This is a genomic window from Rheinheimera maricola, assembly GCF_016918075.2.
Classification (GTDB): Bacteria; Pseudomonadota; Gammaproteobacteria; order Enterobacterales; family Alteromonadaceae; genus Alishewanella; species Alishewanella maricola_A.
This window is the reverse complement of record NZ_JAERPS020000005.1, coordinates 286,390-306,580: the sequence shown is the minus strand read 5'-3', so window position 1 is coordinate 306,580 and position 20,191 is coordinate 286,390. Positions and strand designations below refer to the sequence as shown.

Below are 20,191 nucleotides of genomic sequence, written 5' to 3'. Positions count from 1 at the left end.
CGCAGCCGCTTTAGCTCAGTTGGTAGAGCAACTGACTTGTAATCAGTAGGTCATCCGTTCGACTCGGATAAGCGGCACCATTTAGCGTTAGCCAGTTTTGCCCAGATAGCTCAGTCGGTAGAGCAGCGGATTGAAAATCCGCGTGTCGGTGGTTCGATTCCGCCTCTGGGCACCATCATATTAAAGGCCTGTCATAAGACAGGCCTTTTTATTTTCGATAAATAGCACACAAAACCTGCTGAGCACAAATAGGCAAAGCCAGGCTTCTTTGTTAAGCTCAAACGCTTTATAACAACAAGAAGCAGGGGCCCCCGTAGATGAAACACCTTTTAAGTATTCTTACCGTATCGTTGCTGACCGCTTGTGGTGGAGCACCAGAGACTAACAGCGTAAATGAGCCTGGCAATATTACTATGACTGACATTAAAAAAGCGGCTATCAGTTATCCGCAAACAGCCAAAGGCGACGTGGTAGACAGCTATTTTGAGCAGAAAATTGCCGATCCCTATCGTTGGTTGGAAGATGACCGCAGCAGTGAAACCGAGGCTTGGGTAAAAGCGCAGAACAAAGTCACTTTTGATTACCTGGCTCAAATACCGTATCGCGAGCAAATTAAGCAGAAACTGGCGGCATCATGGAACTATGAAAAAGTCAGCGCGCCGTTTAAAGAAGGTAAGCATACCTATTTCTATAAAAACGACGGTCTGCAAAATCAGTATGTGTTGTATCGTCAGTTAGACGATGGCACTAGTGAGGTGTTTCTCGACCCGAATACGTTTAGTGCAGACGGTACAACTTCACTGGCCGAGGCCAGCTTTTCTAAAGATGGCAGCAAACTGGCCTACTCTATTTCGGAAGGCGGTAGCGACTGGCGCAAAATTATTGTTATTGATGTCGACAGCAAACAGCAATTAGAGGCTGAGCTGGTTGATGTTAAGTTTAGTGGTATTAACTGGTTAGGCAATGAAGGCTTTTATTATTCCAGCTACGACAAGCCTGATGGTAGCGAGTTATCTGCTAAAACTGATCAGCACAAACTGTATTACCATAAACTAGGCACGCCGCAACAAGATGATGCCGTTGTTTTTGGCGGCACTGATGCCGAAAAACATCGTTATGTTGGCGCTTCTGTTACCGAAGATGATCGCTATTTACTGATTTCCGCTGCCGTTTCAACTTCTGGCAATAAACTATTTTTAAAAGATTTAACTAAACCAGATAGCAGCCTGGTCACTATTTTGGACCATACCGATTCAGATACAGATTTGCTGGACAACGATGGTAGCAAGTTGTATTTGGTAACAAACCTGAACGCCCCGAACAAAAAGGTCGTCGTCGTCGATGCGGCGCAGCCACAACCTGAAAACTGGACTGACCTAATCCCGCAAACAGACCATGTTTTGAGCGTATCTACCGGCGCCGGTTTTATCTTTGCCGAGTATATGGTCGACGCTATTGCCAAAGTACAGCAGTATGATTACAGCGGTAAATTGGTTCGCGATATCAATCTGCCAGGCGTTGGCAGTGTCGGCGGTTTTAGCGGTAAAAAAGCGGATGACACGCTGTACTACACCTTTACCAACTACACGACTGCGCAAACTATTTACAGCTTTACGCCAACTGCGGGTGAATCGGCGTTGTACCGTAAATCCGGTGCCAATTTTGACAGTGATAATTACGTGTCTGAACAGGTATTTTACGCCTCTAAAGATGGCACTAAAGTACCGATGATTATCAGCTATAAAAAAGGCTTAAAACGCGATGGTACAAACCCAACCATTTTATACGGTTACGGCGGCTTCAATGTTAGCCTGACACCGAGCTTTAGTATCCCTAATGCAGCATGGCTGGATATGGGCGGCGTGTATGCTGTGCCTAACTTGCGTGGTGGCGGAGAATATGGCAAAGCCTGGCACCAGGCTGGTACGCAGTTGCAAAAGCAAAACGTGTTTGATGATTTTATTGCCGCTGCAGAGTACCTGCAAACACAAGGCTATACCTCGAGTGACAAATTGGCTATTCGCGGTGGGTCAAACGGTGGCTTACTAGTGGGCGCAGTAATGACACAGCGACCAGAACTGGTCAAAGTGGCGCTGCCTGCAGTGGGCGTGCTGGATATGCTGCGCTACCATACGTTTACTGCTGGTGCTGGCTGGGCGTATGACTATGGCACCAGCGAGCAAAGCAAAGAAATGTTTGATTATCTGCTGGGGTACTCGCCGGTACACAATGTTAAAGCCGGTGTGGCGCACCCAGCTACTATGGTAACCACGGCAGATCACGACGATCGAGTGGTGCCAGCGCATTCGTTTAAGTTTGCCGCTGAACTGCAGGCCAAAGATGCCGGGCTAAACCCGCAGCTTATTCGCATTGAAACCAATGCTGGTCATGGAGCCGGTACACCGGTGTCAAAACAGATTGAGCAAATGGCCGATATCTTCAGCTTCACGTTGTATAACATGGGCTATCAACAACTGCCGTAACTGCGCTTTTTGCATCAAAGCCCGCCGCAATGGCGGGTTTTGTATTTCTGTCAATCAGCCATATTTATATCGTTGTTGTAAAGCAAAGCACTTCGTTTTACACTGCGTGCCCTTTTTTAAAATGTACTGAAGACTGTCGTCTGAACCAGGTAGCGGTTATGCTGGTCGCAATAGATAGACAGACGAATAACAAAAATGGCAGGAGCATGACTATGGCAAAAAAAGCAGTGATCCTGGTGTTAGATAGCTTTGGTATTGGCTACGCGCCAGATGCCGAGAAGTTCGGTGATGTTGGCGCCAATACGTTTGCCAGCATTGCCAAAGTATTTCATGCCGAAAAAGGCAGACAGTTAGCCTTGCCTAATTTGGCAAAGCTTGGCTTGGTAAAAGCGGGCAAAGCGGCTTCAGCAGGGATACAGGCTGATATTGCAGATTCAGACAGCATTATTGGCGCTTATGGTTATGCGCGCGAATTGAGTAGCGGCAAAGACACACCCAGCGGACACTGGGAAATGGCCGGTGTACCGGTACTGTTCGACTGGGGTTATTTCAGCGATAAAACCAACAGCTTTCCGGCGAAGCTGATAGACGAGCTATGCCAAAAAACCGGCGTGCCAGGCATACTGGGCAACTGTCATGCATCTGGCACAGATATTCTGGTGAAGTTAGGCGATGAACATATCAGCACCGGCAAACCTATATGCTATACGTCGGCAGATAGTGTATTCCAGGTAGCAGCGCATGAAGAACATTTTGGTCTTCAGCGCTTGCTGGATTTTTGTTTGGTAGCGCGTGAACTGTTAGACAAATACAATATTGGTCGTGTTATTGCCCGGCCATTTTTAGGCGATAATACTGCTAATTATGCCCGCACAGGTAATCGACGTGACTACTCTGTATTACCGCCTGCGCCTACGGTGTTAGACAAACTAACGGATGCAGGTGGCAAGGTGATAAGTATTGGCAAGATTGCCGATATTTACGCCCATCAGGGTATATCTGAAAGCCATAAAGCTACGGGCCTCGAAGCATTAATAGACAAAACTCTGGCGCAGATGGCACAGCAACCGGAACAGAGCATTGTGTTTACTAATCTAGTCGACTTTGATCAGAATTTCGGCCATCGGCGTGACCCTATCGGCTACGGCGAAGCGTTAGAATATTTTGATACACGTTTACCTGAACTGATGGCAGCCTGTGCCGACGACACCTTAATGCTGCTGACGGCAGACCATGGTTGCGATCCTACCTGGCCCGGAACCGAGCATACGCGTGAATATATACCGGTACTGGCATTTAAACCCGGCATGCAGGGCACAGATTTGGGCGAGCGCATGAGCTTTGCCGATATTGGCCAGACCCTGGCAGATTACTTTGCGCTGGACGCTATGGCGCACGGCGACTCATTCTTAAGCGACATTAACCCTAAATAATATTAACTAAGAGATAGTTATGGCCACTCCACATATTAATGCGCCAGAGGGCGCTTTTGCGGCAACGGTACTAATGCCGGGCGACCCACTGCGCGCCAAGCATATTGCAGAAACGTTTTTAACTGACGCTGTATGCGTAAATACCGTGCGCAACATGTTTGGTTATACCGGTACTTATAAAGGCAAGCCTGTTAGCGTGTTAGGTTCAGGTATGGGTATACCGTCGATGTCGTTGTATGCCACCGAGCTGGCTAAATTTTATGGTGTAAAAAATATTATCCGTATTGGCTCCTGTGGTGGCCTGCCATTGGATGTCAAAGTGCGTGACGTGGTTATTGGTATGGGTGCTAGTACCGATTCCAACGTTAACCGTAACCGCTTAGCGGGTATGGATTTTGCCGCGATGGCAAGTTTTGAGCTGTTGGAAAAAGCGGTTGCGGCCGCGCGGGCGAAAAATATTAACGTTAAAGTGGGTAATGTATTTACCTCAGATTTATTTTATAACCCAAGCGAAACGCTGTTTGACACCTTAGAGAAATACGGTGTGCTGGCGGTAGAAATGGAAGCAGCCGGCTTATACGGCGTGGCAGCAGAATACGGTATCAATGCCCTGGCTATTTTTACGGTTAGCGATCATATTCGTACCGGTGAAGCGCTAAGTGCAGAGCTGCGCCAGAACAGCTTTAATGAAATGGTTGAAGTAGCATTGGGCTGCTTATAATTATCCACAAACCAAGTTGCAGGAAGCCGTGATGTCTTTATCCACTAATAAAATGTTTTATGTGTCGTGGGAAGCGTTTCACCGCGCCACCAAAGAGCTGGCGCATCAGCTGCTGGGACATGATTACAATGCCATAGTGGCAGTAAGCCGTGGTGGCTTAGTGCCTGCAGCCATTCTGGCGCGTGAGCTGAATATCCGGGTGGTAGACAGCATATGTGTAGCCAGTTATGAGCACGACAAGCAAGGTAGTCTAAGTATTTTAAAAGACGCCAGCCTGGCGGACTCAGAAAAATTACTCATTGTAGATGACCTGGTAGACACCGGTGAAACTGCCAGAGCGCTGCGTGAGCATTTCCCTAAGGCGTGCTTTGTTACCGTGTATGCCAAGCCACAGGGTAAGCCGTTGGTGGATAAGTACGTAACAGACATTGAACAGGATACCTGGATCCAACTGCCATGGGATATGGAACTGGCGTATAGCAAGCCGTTGGCTGAGAAATAATAATGACAGCAGTACAACAATTAACGCTTAACTTGCCGGCGTGGATTAACGAAGTCGTCGACTGGCAAAAAGTGTATCAAAGCGACGATGAAAAAATGGCCCTTGCTGTTGAGCTGTCAAAGCAGAATGTGCTGCGTGGCACCGGCGGCCCATTTGGCAGTGCCATTTTTGATTGCGCCAGCGGTAAGTTGGTTAGCGTGGGGGTAAACCGGGTTATGCCGTTACATAATTCTACCGCACACGGTGAGATGATGGCGATTATGCTGGCGGAGCAAAGCGTACAAAGCTTTAGTTTGTCAGCCGATGGCATTAAGCGTGAGCTGTTCACCTCATGCGAGCCCTGCGCCATGTGTTTAGGTGGCACCTTGTGGAGCGGCGTAAAGCGTTTAGTTTGTGCAGCTACTGCCGACGATGCCCGTGCTATTGGTTTTGACGAAGGCCCGGTTTATGACAGCAGCTATGACTATTTACAACAAGCTGGCGTGGAAGTAGTGCGACTGGTGCAACGTGAAGCTGCAGCCAAAGTGCTAAATGATTATCTGAATCATGGCGGGACTATTTATAACGGTTAGTTAAAACGGTTAGCGCCTACACCTGACAGCGTGATTCGCGCCATCTTTATCCATCCTCCTAAACCAAACTTAATGACTCCGATATGCTTACGCACCGGAGTCGCATATCTGCGATATCAGTAGCACTAAACCTGAGAAGCACCTCACTAAAGCAGAGCGGTTAGTTTAGGCTGTTTTGTGCCAAAAGCAGAGATTCCATCTGGCATGAATCATTGCACTCACATCGCTGTATTTATATCCAATTCGGTGCTGAAGCCAAACGTGTTTTGTTAGACGGGCTGACCCGTATTTGTCGACAGCACCGATATAAGCTGTGCCGATAAGTAATTGTAAGTTATAAAAAATCGGTGTAATGTCTTGTACATAAAATTACAAAGGCAGGTTAGCCTGTGTTTAAGTACGGGCCGACCCGTCGAATAAGCGTTATATCGCTGGTGACATATGCGTAAAACTCTGAGCTTTTTTCTTTGCGCCATATGGGCATGCTATTGCTCAGCTACTTCAGTTTCTTTTTCTGAAAAGACGATTGCAGCTGAAGAGGCTGAAAAATTAGGATTTCATCGTTTAATAGATGGCGAAAGTGACTCTTGGGACGATAGCTGGATCATATTTGTTTATCCGGAAGTCGATGCAAACGGACACAAAGCATCTGAAGTTTGCCTGGATATTTACGAGACCTCTGAAAAGTTAGCTTCGTCATGTGTCGAAATGAAAAGTTCTGAAATAAAAGGGTTTAACCGTTCAGATATTGAAGTTAGTAAGCAGAGAGCTGTTTCTGTGGATGTTAGCATTACATATGCAAGCGAAAGATACTTAGTTAAAAACGTCGTATCTTTGCCGGGCAAAGATTATGAATCCTTTAAAAAACGATATAACAAGTTAATTTTATCGCCAGCAAAAGCGCTGGCTGCGACGTCAACCTGCTGCGCGGCTTTCCGCGCTAAATTTGAGCGTTAGGCATACAAGGATAGTTCAGTGAAAAAATTAACTTTAGTATTCATATCCCTTATTTTATCTTTTTCAATTTCTGCAAATGACAAGTTCACGGCAGATCAGTTAATCGAAAAAGCCAAGACATTTGTAGCAGCAAAAAATGCGCGTCAACAGCCCAATACAACAACTAAAGAAATAGAATACTTTATATCGTTGCTAGCCGATGATTTCATTGATGAACACGTCAAATTTAAATTTACTTATACAGATAAATCTAAACTCCGAGAGGATATGATTAGTAAACTAAAAGATGAAGTTGTAAACAGTAATATTGAGATAAACGAAATTATGGTAGGTGCTAATGTTGTTTTTATAAAAATGACTGAAATGGGTAAAGTTAAGCCTGCACATTTAGATAAAACCATTGAATATACTACAACTAATATTGTCTCATTAGAATTTAACGAATCAGGTTTAATAAAGCATATTCGCCGACACCACGGTTAATGTATGCCTAACAATCGCCTAAAACAACGCGGCCTGCGGCCGCTGGACTCGCAACAAGTTGCTCGCCGTTTAGGCGAGCGTTAGTTTTCGTAGAGATGGAGCTTTGTACATGTTTCAGAAGTTTATTTTTTCGTTAGTTATGATTGCGTCTCTTACTGGTTGTAGTGCTACAGGCCCCAAATTTACTCAAACGGAAGCGCCTGAGGTAAATAAAGCTAAAGTGTATTTTTATCGTCCTTGGGCCATGCTGGATGGCGCCGCTGCTCCTACGGTACAGATAAATGGGGTAGACAGTTTTGAAATCAGTAATGGTGGCTTCGATGTATTGGACCTTAATCCAGGTAACACCATAATCGCAGTCAAAGAGGGCGGCATTATGTCCAACTGGCGTGCTGGACCATTGCAAATCTCCCTCGATGTTCAAGCCAATAACACTTATTTTGTTCGCTTAACTGCTGAGCTTGGTAACGCAGCATATCTTGGTGGTGTAGCCAGTATTTCTGGTAATTACTCGCTTGGATTGGTCAATCCAGAAACCGCAAAGCAAGAGTTGCGTGAAACTAAGAAAAACTAACAAGGCATGCCAGCATCGCACCTTCGGTGCTGGACTCGCTAACGCTCGCCGCTGCTTGCGGCGTTATGTGTTCCTGAGGAGTTATTTTGAGATTTAACATTGTTTTATTGGTATGCCTAGTCGCTGGATGTGCTGGTTTGCCGGATTATGCAGAACCGCCAACTGATACACCCTCTTCTAAGCTACTATTTAAACACGATTTTGAAGCACCTTTTCTTGGGTACTCAACATTTGTAAATGTTCATACAGAAGAAGAACCCTGTGGCAAATCGTTTGGCTCTGATAGCGGTGCAAGACTTGTGGTTTTAGACAAGGGCAATCCACTAATTTCTGAGTTGAATCCAGACGGTGTAAAATTGTCAATAGATAAGAAATATACTTTTATGATTTTGTCAGTTGCTGGCCCAGTTAATTGCGCTATCTACACCTCATTTAGTCCCAAAGCAAATGAGAGTTATGAAATTAAAGTTTCTGGTGAACTTCATTCGTTTTCAAGATCATGCAAGGCTGAGCTATTTAAGGCGGATGAAAATACTAAACAATTGTCTCCGGTAGAGTTTGAATATTATGGTAATTGTCACGAGTCTGCCGAATGAACACATAATGTATTATGGTATTGAGAAACCACGAGTGGGTAAGCGAGTTACCTTGTTTAGCCGGGTCATTGCTAACAAGGTTGAGATTATGCGTGTGTTGCATGGCCGACAAGACCCTCTACGTCACTTAAAATAGCTTTTCAGGGTTACTCCTGATGCAGATCAGCATGTAAATTAGTGGCGATAAATAGCGCTTCGGTTTTTTCGCGGGCCCAGGGCGTGCGGCGTAAAAATTTCAGGCTGCTTTTTACTGACGGATTGACCTTAAAGCAGTTGATATCTATTCGTTTTGCCAATTCTGGCCAGCCATAATGGTCAACCAAAGCCGTTACAATCTGCTCCAGCGTAACACCGTGTAGTGGATTATTTACTTGAGACATGAAGTGCCCTCTATTGTTGATGGCAAAAAAATAGCCACGCTAAGGTGGCTATTCTAGCAAAGCGTTAGCTTATAAGCGCTCTAAAACGGCAGCGGTAAAGTCGGTGGTACCAAAGCTGCCACCTAAGTCACGCGTAGTGCGATCACCAGTTGCAATAACATCAGCCAGCGCGCTACGTATTTTTTCTGCTTTGTCCTGCATACCTAAATACTCCAGCATCTGAATCGACGCTAAAATCACTGAACTTGGGTTGGCCAGGTTTTTACCAGCAATATCTGGTGCGCTGCCATGTACAGCTTCAAAAATTGCACAATCGGCGCCAATGTTGGCCCCAGGGGCCATACCTAAGCCGCCAACTAAGCCTGCGCATAGGTCAGATAAAATATCACCGAACAGGTTGGTGGTAACAATAACGTCAAATTGCTGTGGGTTCATTACCAGCTGCATACAGGCATTATCAACAATCATTTCCTGTGCTTCGATATCCGGATAATGGCTTGCTACTTCACGCGCGGTTTTCAAAAACAAACCTGAGGTTGATTTAAGAATATTGGCTTTGTGAACAATAGTCACTTTTTTACGTTTTTCACGCCGCGCTGTTTCAAAGGCAAATTCGGCAATACGGCGGGCGCCGTCTTTGGTTACAATGCTGGTTGCTTCCGCTACCATGCCATCCGCAGAAACCACCTGGCCGTGGCCAGAGTACATGCCCTCAGTATTTTCCCGAATGGTGATAATGTCGATATTTTCATAACGTGCCTTTGTGCCTTTAAACGAGATAACCGGCCGCACGTTAGAGTACAAATTAAATTTCTTGCGTAGTGTAACGTTAATTGAAGTAAAGCCATCACCAACCGGCGTTGTCAATGGGCCTTTTAAGGTGATTTTATTGCGCGCTATCGCATCCAATGTTGCTTGCGGTAGCAGCTCACCGGTTTTTTCCAGCGCCGTTAAGCCTGCGTCAACATATTCATAATCAAAATTGCAGCCTACTTTATCTAATACCTCAATAGCGGCTTCTACAATGCTTGGGCCTATGCCATCGCCTTTAATGACAGTGATAATTTGCTTGCTCATGGGGATCCTTAGCTGTCGTAATTATTCTGGAAGATGGCCTCTGGCGGGCCTGGAAACGGCGCAGAATATAGCATTTTTCCGCCAAAAGTGCCAGTTTGTCGGATGTTCACCATATATTGTCGGCTTATATCAGGTATTTAGGGGGTGAATGTTGTAATAAAACTACAATGAAAGCTGAAGCGGTATGTGGCACTGGCTAAGTTCAGCCAGTTGTTGCAGTAATACGCTGTTATCTAATGCAATACTGTTGTTTGTCTGAGGTTGCAAAGAGGCTGAGGTGGTAGACGCCGGGTCGCAAAATAATAGCAAGCTGCAATGCCAGGCGCGGTGCAACGCTTCGCTGGGGGGCGTTAATGCTGCCGACGTTTGCTGCTCGATATGCTGATGCCACTGACAGACTGCATCGAGGTACTGTGGCAACTGATATAACTGTAGCAAAGCGATTATCTGCGCTAAGCAGGCGCTACTTTGGAGTGTAGTTTGCGGTGTAAAACGGAAAATAAACTGCTTTGGTCGTTGACTGATCAGCGCGCTGCGTGGGTAGGTGTCGTCCTGCCATAGTGGTGCAATTATGCAGCTCGCCAACAACTGACATGTTATGGCACTGATTGGTTGTGGCAGTGACAGTAGCAAGGCCTGCGCCAGGCAAGCACCGAATTGTGAAAACACTTGCTGCCAGGGATGTCTTAGGCCTGAAAGATAGCTATTTAGCTCTGCATGGGCCAGTACAGCGGACAAATTATCCCGGCCAATAATGCCAAGCGCCAGACGAATACTGTCAACATGCTGATGTTGCCGGTTTAGTTTCGACGCGATGGCCAGAACCGTGCTCGCAGTCTCGGGGTGTTTCGATAGTTTTTGTTCTACCGTGCGGTTATCCGCCAGGCTCAATTGCTGGTAAGTAGATTGTTGAATGAGTTGCTCGATAACGGTGCTTGCAAGGTTGTCTGGTTGGTTCGCTGTAAACCACTGCGGCTCCGGTTGTTGTAACAGAGGTCGCAGTAACGCCAGCTCGTATTCACTGCTGCTGAACATTAGCCGCTGCGCCAGTTGTTGCTGCAGTTTGCCAGCGTTTGCCTGGCGTAAATAATCTACTTCGGTCAGTAGCAGGCTTAGCAAGTCTTGACGCCACATCGGCAGTTTTCGCTCAGCAGGATAGCTGCGGCCAAGCAAGCGGCTTATGCTTTGTGCGGCAGGGTAGCTTGCTAAATACTGTGCGCTAGCCAGCAACATGGCGCGCGGTACCTTAGTCTGCCCGGCAGTTAGACTGTGTGCTGGAGCAAACAATGCGCTACACCAACCTGCTAGCAGCAGCGGTTGGCGGTTGGGCATGGAAAGTGAGTAAAAGTCGGCGTAATACAGCAGTAGCTCTGTCTGCCAAACAGCAGCCGGCAGTGGCGTAGTACAATCTGTTAGCGTTGCCAGTGTGGTCGATTGTGCTAACGCTAAGCGCTGTTTGGTTAAATTAACTGCAACTTTAAATAGCCTTGCTGCTGTTGGGGCGACGGTTAGTTCTGCTACGGAATCTTGATACAGGCTCAGATAATGCGGCCAAGTGTTTTGCTCAGTTGTCATCGATGCTTACTGCGGCGTATTGCTGCACGGCTGCATCACCCTTTGCTAGCAACCGACGTTGTTTAAATAACAATGCAGTGCATTCATCTGTGGTGGTGATACCGTCAGCGGCATTGCGATGTGTGCGGTAATACAGTAATTGGTACACGGCGTTGTCGTGCTGTACGGCTGCTGTGATATCCGGGGTACCAAGCCGCTGTATCACCATGTCCTGGCTGATATTGTCACTAAGCTGGTATTGGTTAATTATCTTATGATTAAACACTTCTCTGTCCATCCAGGCCATTTGCTCAACGTCATCCTGATACCACAGTAATACTGCAGCAGTAAGCAGCAAATACACCAATAGGCCAAAGGCAAAAAATGGCCATTTACGGCGTTGTGGTAGCGGTGTAGCTGGCGCCCAGGGCATATCAGCTTTTCTCCTTGGACTGAAGGCGAAAATCCTGCAAATTTAATCCTACCTGGACATCGGTTTTTAGCGTCAGGATTTGCATAAAATTTTTTATCTGCTCTTTATCGACTAAAATCTTTTCTCTAAGCTTTCTATGACAGTCTGGATGTTCCAACGCATCGGACAGGGTTGCGCCCAATGCCAGCAAATCATGGGCTCCTTTCGGGCCTATACCGTTCACGCCAGGAATGTTGTTGGTACTGTCGCCGACCAGGCTCCAGTAACGCACCAGCTGCTCGGGTGGCACGCCAAATTTTTGCTGTACCGCTGCAATTGTCTGATGTTGGCGGCCAAAAGCGTCATAAATGTGAATATAGTCAGACAGCAAAGGCAAAAAGCCTTTGTCTGTCGAAACAATAGTAACTTGCTGCCCATGCTGTGCCAGTTTAACCGCGATCGAGGCAATGACATCGTCGGCTTCGAACTGATCCTGATGCACATGTTTAAAGCCGATGTTTTCTGCTTGTTGTTTTATCTCTGGCAATGCATCGGCCAAAATGGCAGGCATGGGTTTACGGTTTGCTTTGTACTGCGGGTACAACAGCTTCCGCCATTCACTGTCACGGCCATCAAATACTAATAACGCATGGCTGGGTTGCAACTCTTGTTTCAGTCGCGTTAGCGCCTGGTGCAGCATGGCTTCGGTGTTACGAATAATCTGCTGTTTAGTGCCATCAGCGACATCGTCGGCTAGCGGCAGATAAGGCCGTTCCTGCACAGCATATAAGCGCCGGATAAGATTAAGCGCATCTATCAACAACAAATGTGCCATTTTTTAACGCACAACCCGGTAGCAGGGTTCATATTTACTGCCTGGCAATTTCATTCTGCCTTGCTCAACAAAGGCTTGTAACAAGGTATCCATCATCTGCATTAGTTTGGGCTCACCACTTAGTTGAAATGGACCGTGCTGACGAATAGCTTTAATGCCTTCGTCTTTGACGTTACCTGCCACTATGCCTGAGAAAGCCCGACGCAGATTAGCCGCCAGTGTTGCGCTGTCTTGGTTCAGGTGCAAGTCAAGTGCGGCCATATTCTGGTGATTTGGGATAAAAGGTTGTTGAAAGCCCGGCGCTATCTGTAGCGTCCAATTAAAATGGTAAGCATCGCCAACAGATTTTCGATAGTGACGTACATCGGCAGCCGCCAGTTTTAACTTGCGCGCTACGGCCGGTGCATCATCAATGATAATCTCAACCAGCTTTAATGCTGCTTCGCCAAGTGTTGCACCGATAAAGCTGGCGATTTCACTAAAATAGGCGGCACTCTGTTTTGGACCAGTGAGAATAATAGGCAATGTTTGTTGCTGATTGTCTTTATGCAGCATAATTCCAAGCAGGTACAGTAACTCTTCTGCTGTGCCTGCGCCGCCCGGAAACACAATAATGCCGTGCGCTACGCGGACAAAAGCTTCCAGTCGCTTTTCAATGTCAGGCAGGATCACGAGTTCATTCACGATAGGGTTTGGCGGCTCCGCGGCAATAATGCCGGGTTCGGTTAAGCCAAGATAACGGCCTGTGCTGCGGCGCTGCTTATTATGACCAATCGTTGCGCCTTTCATTGGTCCCTTCATGGCACCTGGACCACAACCGGTACAAATATCCATACCGCGTAGGCCAAGTTCATAGCCAACTTCTTTGGTGTATTTGTACTCTGCTTCATTGATTGAGTGGCCACCCCAGCACACAATCATATTGGGTTCGTTACGCGCATCGATTACGCGGGCATTACGCAGAATATCAAACACCGTGTGGGTAATATGATCGCTGTTGTTTAAATCCAACCAGCTTTTGTGGCTTTGTAAGCGGCTGTGGTAGAAAAGAATGTCGCGCAACACGGCAAATAAATGTTCGTGGATCCCTTTGATAATCTGGCCGTCAACAAAAGCACTCAATGGCGGGTTAAATAATTCAATTTTGATGCCGCGCTCTCGGCTAAGTAGATTTACGGCGAAATCTTGATATTGCTCGTATATTTCAGCGGAGCTATCGGTATGGCTACCGACATTAAGCACGGCAAGGCAGCAGTTTCGAAACAAACGGAAGGCTTCTTGCTGGGTATTCTGTTTTAAATGATCAACTTCTAACTGTGACAATAAGTCCATAGACCCTAACGGGTTCAGCTGCACATGCATATGTGCTCCTTAACATGTTTACTATTGGGATTATCAGCTACCAGGCTTAAAGACAACCTTATCGCGGCCCGCTTTTTTGGCTTCGTACAATGCTTCGTCGGCCCGGTCAAACGCACTGCGTCCTGAGTCGGATGTTAGTATTTGTGTTACGCCGAAAGAGATAGAGATAGGTACGCTGACATTTTTAAATTTGAATGGGATTTTTTTAATTTTTTCTCGCAACGCATTGAGCGGTACTTCAAGCTCGGCTAGTTCCGTCTCCGGAAATAATAAAATAAACTCTTCGCCGCCATATCGGGCAATGAAATCAGTTTCACGCAGGTTGAGTTTCAGTGTTTTAGCAATCACTTTCAGTGTTTTATCGCCGGCACTATGGCCATAGTTGTCATTAATACTTTTGAAATGGTCAACATCGGCTAATACCACACACAGCGGTTTTTTATAGCGCTGCCAGCGTTTGATTTCCAGCAAGTAGCGTTCGTCGAACGCCGCGCGGTTGGGTATTTCGGTTAGTGCATCCTGCAAACTACGGAAGTTTTGATCAGAGATACGCTTTCTAAACGTAACCGCTTCGGTCTCCAGCTCATTAAGTCGGCGTTCCATATCACTCAGGCTCAACAACAGCGTATTACGCTCTAGTTGCTCCAACTGCTCTTTTTCGCGTAACGAATTGGTAATGGCTAACAATTTATCGTTAACCAGGCTTTTCAATTGCTCCAAAGACGTGGCTTTTTGGCTGGCTTCGCCTAAGTGTTCTATTTGCAGTTCTATCTGTTGATTGAGCAACTGCATTTTCTGTTTCAGCTCAGAGGAGCTACTCACTGATGACACAACAGCTTGCTGCACGCTGGATAGTGCATCGTTTAATTTGAGTAAAAAGTGCTCGGCTGACTGCCGTTCGCGGTTAATGCTGTTAATAATAATACTGATGGTTTTCAAGCAGGCTTCTAACAGCGAATCTATGGGTAATTTATCGAGTAAACTCTGGCGAATATTATCCATTTCGCTGGCGCTATCTTCGGCAAATGCTAACTCACTGAGAAGATTGGTCAACTCTACACTAATTTGCCGGCAAATATGGCCATAACGGTCGTCATCAGCGCCGTTAGATGCATCCAACTGCTGTTTTGCTTGTAGTGCAGTCTGGTAAAGTTTAGTTAAATCAGTGAGATGTGGTAAAAAAGCATGCACAGTAGCGGAGGGTTGTTCAACCTTGCCTAATAGTAATCTCAGTTCACGACGCAGTTGGTCAGGTAAACCTTTTTGCTGTTGTAATAATTTACCGGCTTCAGCCAGGCCTTGCTGAATCTTTTTAACATCTATTTGCTGCTTTGATTCAAGCTGCTTTAAGATTTCGTTGGTACCTTCAATAAAAGGTAATAATTTTTCTAAATCGGTACCGCGATTTAACTCTGTACGTAATTTGGCCAGTCGATTGTCCAGATCAACATCTACTCCCTTGCAAGCCAGCGACAACCGCGAGACAAATTGTGCCAGTATTTTAAACTGAGCCTCGTAAGTGGCTTCCAGCGATTTGCGTGCTTTTAGGGCATTTTTCAGCTGTTGTTGTGTGTCTTCTTGCAAAACCACCACCTGGACATTCGCGGTTAAATCTCTGTTTAAATTTAAGTATATCGGCAAAAGCAATAATTGCGATCATTGATTGTACAAATTTCGCTTTGTAGCAAAAAAACAACGAGCCTGAAGGCTCGTTGTGGTAGGGAATTATTATTATTACTGATTTACTTCTTACACAGATAGTAAGGTAACCAGGATTGTTCTTCGTCAGAGGTCAGATATTGCATAATCAGCATTCCTTGTTGGAACTCCTGCCTGACAGTCCATCTACCAGACGCTGAGTATTTAAACAGAAAAGCCACTTTTTTGAAAGTTTGCTGGTAATGTTTCTTGTGCTATTTCAGTTTCAAGTTGTTTATTGCCAATTTCCTTCATAAAAGTAGCTGCAAGTTACTGATATTTTGTCCGGCGCAGTGCATTTTTCAATAATGGGTATGAAACTCGGTATGTAACAGAACAGATTATTGTCGGCTCAGGCGAATGGCGGGTGGGATGTAGGGTTCGCTGGCGCGCCAGGGATTAATATCCAGGCCGCCACGGCGGGTATAGCGAGCATACACCGCTAAAAACTGTGGCTGACAGCGCGACCAAATATCGCTGAAAATACGCTCAACACACTGCTCATGAAACTCGTTGTGGCTGCGAAAGCTAATCAAATAACGCAGCAGGCTTTCATGATCCAAGGCTTTACCACGATAGTGAATGTAAACACTGGCCCAGTCGGGTTGCGAGGTGATCAAGCAATTAGACTTTAATAAATGAGAGTGCAGTTTTTCTTCTACCAGATCGCCGTCTGGTTGTAACTGCAGCAAACTGGCGTCGTACTGATACTGATCAATCTCTATATCCAGGTCATCGATGCAGCGCCCTGGGATCCAAGTCGGTTGAAAGGCCATAATTTCATTTACATTGTGCAGGCTTACTTTTACTTGCTTGCCAGCACAGGCTGATAAGTCACGCTGCAGATGCTGATATACCTGGCCTAAATCGGCGAATCGACTTTGGTTAAAACTGTTCAGATACAGCTTAAAAGACTTGGATTCAATTAAATTAGCGGAGTCATAGGGTACGACAAAAGTAGCCAAGGCCACCATCGGCTTGCCTTTGGCGTTGAGCCAGGATAACTCGTAACCGTGCCAGATATCCTGGCCAACAAACGGCAAAGTAGTCGCATTCAGACCAATATCATCGCGGCCCAACGTGCGTGGTACGGCTTGCAGTAAACTTGCATCGTATTTATCGGCGTAGGCAGTAATTTTACCCAGGCTTAACCCGGCAAGAAGATCTGAGTGCTGGCTGGTCATGTCTGTTGATGTCATCACATTAGGTTAGCGCTACAATGGCGTAAGTTTATCATAAAGTTTAATGGAAGGTCGCGTGACGCTAGCAAGCAATTACACTGAATTTACCCAGCGGGTAGTAGATTGGTATCAACAGCAACAATTGACTTTAACCACCTGGGTCGATCCGGCCAGCCCGTCACCCTGCCAACGGGGTGATATTCAAGATAATACCGTGTTGTGGCAGCCAGAGTTGCAGCAGCCACAGGCCGACTTCAGTAATGTCGAACAAGCGCTGGAATTAACGCTGCATGAGGATATTAAGCAGTTCTATCAAATATTTTATGGTGCCGGTCTGGCCGCTGAGCATACGCGCGGAAAGTTAATGTTGTTGATGGTGTGGAATGCTGAAGATGTTAAACGACTACAGGAAAATATTATCGGCCACATTATAATGAAGCGGCGTTTGAAACAGCGGGAAACGGTATTTTTTGCCACTACCGAAGATGATGATATTTTGTTATCTGTATTAAATAGTAGCGGTGAGGTGTTTCTTGAGCACGTTGGCCAGGAAGTCACTGAAAAACTGTCAGATAACCTGGCCAGCTTTATCGCGCAGCTAACGCCTTGCAGCTACGATGGGCTTTGAGGGTTATTGTCTTTGCTGACTAAGCATTTTGACAATCCCAGGCGATGTTGCTTAATAAACGGCATGGCACACATTGAAAGTCGAACAGTTGATGCAAGGGTTGGTTTAAGTGCCAATTATTGCCGCAGCCAGGGCATGCTTTATCTGCTTCTTGGGCACAGTGCGCGCTGCTGCCACTGTACAATGCATAGTAAACGGGCACCTTATTGGCCAACTCCAGCTGGCGTGCCAGGCGCCGGCCCTGCTTGTTTAAACGGCTATGTAATTGTTGCATGCTACGTTCGGCACTTTTACGTAGCACCCGGTTCTGTTGCATTTGGATCTCATCTAGCGCTTGAAACTGCAGTTGCCAGCGGATAAGCCGCTCGTGATCCGGTTCAGCCGTTGCCAGTTGATATAGCGGTACTGGCGCAAAATGTTCACCGCAGCGTACTGGCGAACAGCTATCACTAAAACGGCTGTACAATATATAAAAGGGGGCTTGCTGGCAGGGGTCGGTATGTTGAGACATCAGATCCATGCCCAGTATCTGGCACTGCGGATAAGCCAATCCGGCGCCTGAAAGCTGTTGTAACGCCACAAGAGCGCTTGGGCTATGATGTTTTTGCAGCAGAGCATCTTCTGCCGGTAGCACAACCCGGCTGTTGAAACTATCTTGCTGCCAGGCGGTAGGAAACTCGCGCCCCCACAGCTGACCATTAAAAATTAAGCTTTCGATATACCTGCGGATAGCCGCTTCAGCGCGACTAAAATCGGTATCCGCAATAACTTTAAATTTCAGCTCTGCCAAATACACTTTTAGCGCTCCAGCTTACTTAACAGCAAATCCAGCTTGGCTTCAATGCGCGCCAATGTCTGAGCCAGTTGCTGGTCAGGCTCTGGTAAGCTCGCTTTGGCAGCAGTCGACTCACTCACCGAGCCAATATCAGCAACAAGCGGATTGTTGCGCCATTGCTGATAGGCAGCAAATAATTGCTGTGGCGGTAACCTGCCGGCCAGGCGGGCACGAAATAGTGCCAGGCTTGGGCTTTTACCCTCTTGTTGCAGTACCGCAGCGACTTGCTGCAGCAATTGTACGGCATCTGTCATGGTATTTGCCTGTTTGACTAACTAGTGGTGGAATTTACCATTGTTTTGCGTTCAGGAGTAGCGTTGTTTTCGTAACGCATTGTTTTTATTTGGTTTAATGGCTGGCATGCTCTTTGCTTTTATAGCCGTGATGGTGCGGCATTGGCCGATTAATAAAACAACAAAGGAAAATCAATATGTTAGCGAAAGTATTTGTTGCTGCAGCTTTGGCAGTAAGTTTATCTGGATGTGTAGTGGCTGTTGGTGGCGACCATGATTTTGATGATGACAACAACTGGAAAAAGAGCCAGCGTTATAATCAGGAGCAGATTAACAAGCTTACTTTGCAAATGAGCGCAGACGATATTCGTACCCTGTTAGGTACGCCAGATTTCACTGAAGCTTTCAATAAAGACGGTGAAACGGTGCAGGTGTTGTTCTATCGCACCCATCACCATAAAAGCGATGGTAAAACCACTAAGGAAGAATGCACCGCGCTGGTATTTAAACAAAACCGTTTAACCGGCTGGGGTGAAAAAGCTTATCAGTATTTATAATGTTGACCGGCTCAGTGGCACACGCTACTGAGCCGGTAGTATTTGGATACTGGCCGATTTGTCGAAAAGAAGGGTTTGCATAGCAGACTGCATTTTGTTTAATGCAGTAGGGCATTTAATTCATCAATAATTTCACACCATTCAGCATCTTGTTTTAACGATTCACGCAAAAAACTGGCCTGAGATGGGCTCCAAAACGGCGCGTCTTGAATAGCCACATCGGCAACCAGCTTATGTTGACTTATGAACTGTACAATAGCCTTTTCGTTACTTTCCAAGCCAAGTTGGGCAAACAATGTACCTAGTGTATGTGCTGACGTATCCACAAATTCCTCCCAGTTTATTGCTGCTGAGTTTAAAGCATAGCCAGTTTTGCTGATTTTTGCTGTTATCCGCTGCTTGGCAAGCACAAACCTTACTGATATTGTGGATATAAAAACAACAATAATAAAGGGACAACTATGTTAGCGGAACTTAATACCGTTGAGCTGGAACGGCTCAAAGCTATTTTACTCAGTGCAGATGAATTGAAGCTGGCGGCATCTTTGCTATATCAATCTTACTATGACGATCCATTATTTATGGAGATTTTTCGTGCCGACAAATCAGATTACGAGCAACGCTTAAGGGCAGCAATCCGCGAAGAGCTTAATACCTTTTGGCAGGCGAGGCAGCCAATAATTGGTTTGTTCAACGGTGAGCAGTTGCTAGGCGTGGCTTGTGTAATTGCCCCAGACTCTGGTATCGGTGCCAGCCGGTTATGGCACTGGCGTTTAAAAATGCTGTTAACGGCAGGCTACGTTTCGACAAAGCAACTATTAGACAAAGAGCAGAAAATTCATGCTGCTATGCCAGCAGAGCAATACCATATGCTGGCATTTATTGCGGTATCACCGAAGCATCAGCATCTGGGGTTGGGGCATTATCTTATTCATGCTGTCGATTCTATTGTTGATAAAGATCAGCAATCTGCAGGTATTGGTGTGTTTGTTACATTAGATAAGTACAAAGCATTTTTTGCCGATGATCAGTACCAGCCTGTAACTGAACTGGCATTTAACACTGTCAGTGGCACCTTAATGTTTCGTCAACGGCAGCAGCTTGCCGTGTAAGCTAAT

The 20,191-nt window shown here is 46.2% G+C and carries 23 protein-coding genes and 2 tRNA genes; 14 read left to right on the top strand and 11 right to left on the bottom strand.

Annotated features, from left to right (window positions below; all coding sequences use genetic code 11):
* The first annotated feature begins 4 nt into the window (after positions 1-4).
* From I4W93_RS14900 to I4W93_RS14850, 11 genes are all read left to right on the top strand, one after another.
* Positions 5-80, top strand: a tRNA-Thr gene (locus I4W93_RS14900).
* A 19-nt stretch (positions 81-99) separates the two neighbouring features.
* Positions 100-175 (top strand) — tRNA-Phe (locus tag I4W93_RS14895).
* 142 nt (positions 176-317) lie between these two features.
* Complete coding sequence (locus I4W93_RS14890) at positions 318-2,483, top strand: prolyl oligopeptidase family serine peptidase (RefSeq protein WP_205312356.1); 2,166 nt, start codon at positions 318-320, stop codon at positions 2,481-2,483.
* A 212-nt stretch (positions 2,484-2,695) separates the two neighbouring features.
* Entirely contained in the window at positions 2,696-3,916 is a 1,221-nt protein-coding gene (locus I4W93_RS14885; protein WP_205312355.1) for a phosphopentomutase, read from the top strand.
* Between the two features lie 19 nt (positions 3,917-3,935).
* Complete coding sequence (deoD, locus tag I4W93_RS14880; protein WP_205312354.1) at positions 3,936-4,637, top strand: purine-nucleoside phosphorylase; 702 nt, start codon at positions 3,936-3,938, stop codon at positions 4,635-4,637.
* A 31-nt stretch (positions 4,638-4,668) separates the two neighbouring features.
* Complete coding sequence (gene gpt / locus I4W93_RS14875; RefSeq protein WP_205312353.1) at positions 4,669-5,139, top strand: xanthine phosphoribosyltransferase; 471 nt, start codon at positions 4,669-4,671, stop codon at positions 5,137-5,139.
* 2 nt (positions 5,140-5,141) lie between these two features.
* A complete protein-coding gene (locus tag I4W93_RS14870) occupies positions 5,142-5,711 on the top strand; it encodes a nucleoside deaminase (RefSeq protein WP_205312352.1) in 570 nt (189 codons plus the stop codon).
* 441 nt (positions 5,712-6,152) lie between these two features.
* On the top strand, positions 6,153-6,668 hold the full coding sequence (locus I4W93_RS14865) for a hypothetical protein (RefSeq protein WP_205312351.1): 516 nt from the start codon (positions 6,153-6,155) through the stop codon (positions 6,666-6,668).
* An 18-nt stretch (positions 6,669-6,686) separates the two neighbouring features.
* Positions 6,687-7,151, top strand: coding sequence for a hypothetical protein (locus tag I4W93_RS14860; RefSeq protein WP_205312350.1), 465 nt, complete (start codon positions 6,687-6,689; stop codon positions 7,149-7,151).
* A gap of 109 nt (positions 7,152-7,260) precedes the next feature.
* A complete protein-coding gene (locus tag I4W93_RS14855; RefSeq protein WP_205312349.1) occupies positions 7,261-7,725 on the top strand; it encodes a DUF2846 domain-containing protein in 465 nt (154 codons plus the stop codon).
* An 86-nt stretch (positions 7,726-7,811) separates the two neighbouring features.
* Complete coding sequence (locus I4W93_RS14850; protein WP_205312348.1) at positions 7,812-8,321, top strand: hypothetical protein; 510 nt, start codon at positions 7,812-7,814, stop codon at positions 8,319-8,321.
* 146 nt (positions 8,322-8,467) lie between these two features.
* Here the strand turns inward: I4W93_RS14850 and I4W93_RS14845 are convergent, their stop codons facing one another.
* The 8 genes from I4W93_RS14845 to queF all read right to left on the bottom strand — a co-directional run bounded on the left by I4W93_RS14845 (position 8,468) and on the right by queF (position 16,823).
* On the bottom strand, positions 8,468-8,701 hold the full coding sequence (locus I4W93_RS14845) for a VF530 family protein (protein WP_205312347.1): 234 nt from the start codon (positions 8,699-8,701) through the stop codon (positions 8,468-8,470).
* A 69-nt stretch (positions 8,702-8,770) separates the two neighbouring features.
* Entirely contained in the window at positions 8,771-9,778 is a 1,008-nt protein-coding gene (locus I4W93_RS14840; protein ID WP_205312346.1) for an isocitrate dehydrogenase, read from the bottom strand.
* Between the two features lie 162 nt (positions 9,779-9,940).
* Positions 9,941-11,353 (bottom strand): hypothetical protein, encoded by a 1,413-nt coding sequence (locus tag I4W93_RS14835; protein ID WP_205312345.1) that lies wholly within the window; start codon positions 11,351-11,353, stop codon positions 9,941-9,943.
* Positions 11,343-11,765 (bottom strand): DUF3192 domain-containing protein, encoded by a 423-nt coding sequence (locus tag I4W93_RS14830; RefSeq protein WP_205312344.1) that lies wholly within the window; start codon positions 11,763-11,765, stop codon positions 11,343-11,345. Before I4W93_RS14830 ends, I4W93_RS14835 begins: the two co-directional genes overlap by 11 nt.
* A 1-nt stretch (position 11,766) precedes the next feature.
* The gene (xni, locus tag I4W93_RS14825) at positions 11,767-12,579 is read right to left on the bottom strand and encodes a flap endonuclease Xni (protein ID WP_205312343.1); all 813 of its coding nucleotides are present in this window, start codon (positions 12,577-12,579) and stop codon (positions 11,767-11,769) included.
* Between the two features lie 3 nt (positions 12,580-12,582).
* A complete protein-coding gene (ppnN, locus tag I4W93_RS14820) occupies positions 12,583-13,941 on the bottom strand; it encodes a nucleotide 5'-monophosphate nucleosidase PpnN (RefSeq protein ID WP_205312342.1) in 1,359 nt (452 codons plus the stop codon).
* Between the two features lie 33 nt (positions 13,942-13,974).
* A complete protein-coding gene (locus tag I4W93_RS14815; RefSeq protein WP_224673487.1) occupies positions 13,975-15,531 on the bottom strand; it encodes a GGDEF domain-containing protein in 1,557 nt (518 codons plus the stop codon).
* Positions 15,532-15,980: 449 nt separating this feature from the next.
* The gene (gene queF, locus I4W93_RS14810) at positions 15,981-16,823 is read right to left on the bottom strand and encodes an NADPH-dependent 7-cyano-7-deazaguanine reductase QueF (protein ID WP_205312340.1); all 843 of its coding nucleotides are present in this window, start codon (positions 16,821-16,823) and stop codon (positions 15,981-15,983) included.
* Positions 16,824-16,896: 73 nt separating this feature from the next.
* Between queF and syd the strand changes: the two genes are divergently transcribed.
* Positions 16,897-17,448 (top strand): SecY-interacting protein, encoded by a 552-nt coding sequence (gene syd / locus I4W93_RS14805; RefSeq protein ID WP_205312339.1) that lies wholly within the window; start codon positions 16,897-16,899, stop codon positions 17,446-17,448.
* A 19-nt stretch (positions 17,449-17,467) separates the two neighbouring features.
* Here syd and I4W93_RS14800 read toward each other — a convergent pair whose 3' ends face one another.
* Together I4W93_RS14800 and I4W93_RS14795 are read right to left on the bottom strand one after the other, a co-directional pair.
* Complete coding sequence (locus tag I4W93_RS14800; protein WP_205312338.1) at positions 17,468-18,244, bottom strand: DUF2310 family Zn-ribbon-containing protein; 777 nt, start codon at positions 18,242-18,244, stop codon at positions 17,468-17,470.
* Positions 18,245-18,246: 2 nt separating this feature from the next.
* Entirely contained in the window at positions 18,247-18,537 is a 291-nt protein-coding gene (locus tag I4W93_RS14795; RefSeq protein ID WP_205312337.1) for a hypothetical protein, read from the bottom strand.
* A 176-nt stretch (positions 18,538-18,713) separates the two neighbouring features.
* On the opposite strand from I4W93_RS14795, the gene I4W93_RS14790 reads away from it, so the two are divergent.
* Complete coding sequence (locus tag I4W93_RS14790; protein ID WP_205312336.1) at positions 18,714-19,073, top strand: DUF3192 domain-containing protein; 360 nt, start codon at positions 18,714-18,716, stop codon at positions 19,071-19,073.
* 98 nt (positions 19,074-19,171) lie between these two features.
* Here the strand turns inward: I4W93_RS14790 and I4W93_RS14785 are convergent, their stop codons facing one another.
* Positions 19,172-19,399: a DUF2789 domain-containing protein gene (locus I4W93_RS14785; RefSeq protein ID WP_205312335.1), complete on the bottom strand. Its 228-nt coding sequence runs from the start codon at positions 19,397-19,399 to the stop codon at positions 19,172-19,174.
* Positions 19,400-19,534: 135 nt separating this feature from the next.
* On the opposite strand from I4W93_RS14785, the gene I4W93_RS14780 reads away from it, so the two are divergent.
* Positions 19,535-20,185 carry a GNAT family N-acetyltransferase gene (locus I4W93_RS14780; protein ID WP_205312334.1) on the top strand — a complete coding sequence of 217 codons (651 nt, stop codon included), beginning with the start codon at positions 19,535-19,537 and terminating at the stop codon, positions 20,183-20,185.
* The last annotated feature ends 6 nt before the right edge of the window (positions 20,186-20,191 follow it).

Bases quoted from the DNA above. Each gene is read 5' to 3' on its own strand.
- I4W93_RS14890 (WP_205312356.1), top strand. From the start codon at position 318: ATGAAACACCTTTTAAGTATTCTTACCGTATCGTTGCTGACCGCTTGT.
- I4W93_RS14885 (WP_205312355.1), top strand. From the start codon at position 2,696: ATGGCAAAAAAAGCAGTGATCCTGGTGTTAGATAGCTTTGGTATTGGC.
- deoD (WP_205312354.1), top strand. From the start codon at position 3,936: ATGGCCACTCCACATATTAATGCGCCAGAGGGCGCTTTTGCGGCAACG.
- gpt (WP_205312353.1), top strand. From the start codon at position 4,669: ATGTCTTTATCCACTAATAAAATGTTTTATGTGTCGTGGGAAGCGTTT.
- I4W93_RS14870 (WP_205312352.1), top strand. From the start codon at position 5,142: ATGACAGCAGTACAACAATTAACGCTTAACTTGCCGGCGTGGATTAAC.
- I4W93_RS14865 (WP_205312351.1), top strand. From the start codon at position 6,153: ATGCGTAAAACTCTGAGCTTTTTTCTTTGCGCCATATGGGCATGCTAT.
- I4W93_RS14855 (WP_205312349.1), top strand. From the start codon at position 7,261: ATGTTTCAGAAGTTTATTTTTTCGTTAGTTATGATTGCGTCTCTTACT.
- I4W93_RS14845 (WP_205312347.1), bottom strand. From the start codon at position 8,701: ATGTCTCAAGTAAATAATCCACTACACGGTGTTACGCTGGAGCAGATT.
- I4W93_RS14840 (WP_205312346.1), bottom strand. From the start codon at position 9,778: ATGAGCAAGCAAATTATCACTGTCATTAAAGGCGATGGCATAGGCCCA.
- I4W93_RS14835 (WP_205312345.1), bottom strand. From the start codon at position 11,353: ATGACAACTGAGCAAAACACTTGGCCGCATTATCTGAGCCTGTATCAA.
- I4W93_RS14830 (WP_205312344.1), bottom strand. From the start codon at position 11,765: ATGCCCTGGGCGCCAGCTACACCGCTACCACAACGCCGTAAATGGCCA.
- xni (WP_205312343.1), bottom strand. From the start codon at position 12,579: ATGGCACATTTGTTGTTGATAGATGCGCTTAATCTTATCCGGCGCTTA.
- ppnN (WP_205312342.1), bottom strand. From the start codon at position 13,941: ATGCATGTGCAGCTGAACCCGTTAGGGTCTATGGACTTATTGTCACAG.
- queF (WP_205312340.1), bottom strand. From the start codon at position 16,823: ATGACCAGCCAGCACTCAGATCTTCTTGCCGGGTTAAGCCTGGGTAAA.
- I4W93_RS14795 (WP_205312337.1), bottom strand. From the start codon at position 18,537: ATGACAGATGCCGTACAATTGCTGCAGCAAGTCGCTGCGGTACTGCAA.
- I4W93_RS14790 (WP_205312336.1), top strand. From the start codon at position 18,714: ATGTTAGCGAAAGTATTTGTTGCTGCAGCTTTGGCAGTAAGTTTATCT.
- I4W93_RS14780 (WP_205312334.1), top strand. From the start codon at position 19,535: ATGTTAGCGGAACTTAATACCGTTGAGCTGGAACGGCTCAAAGCTATT.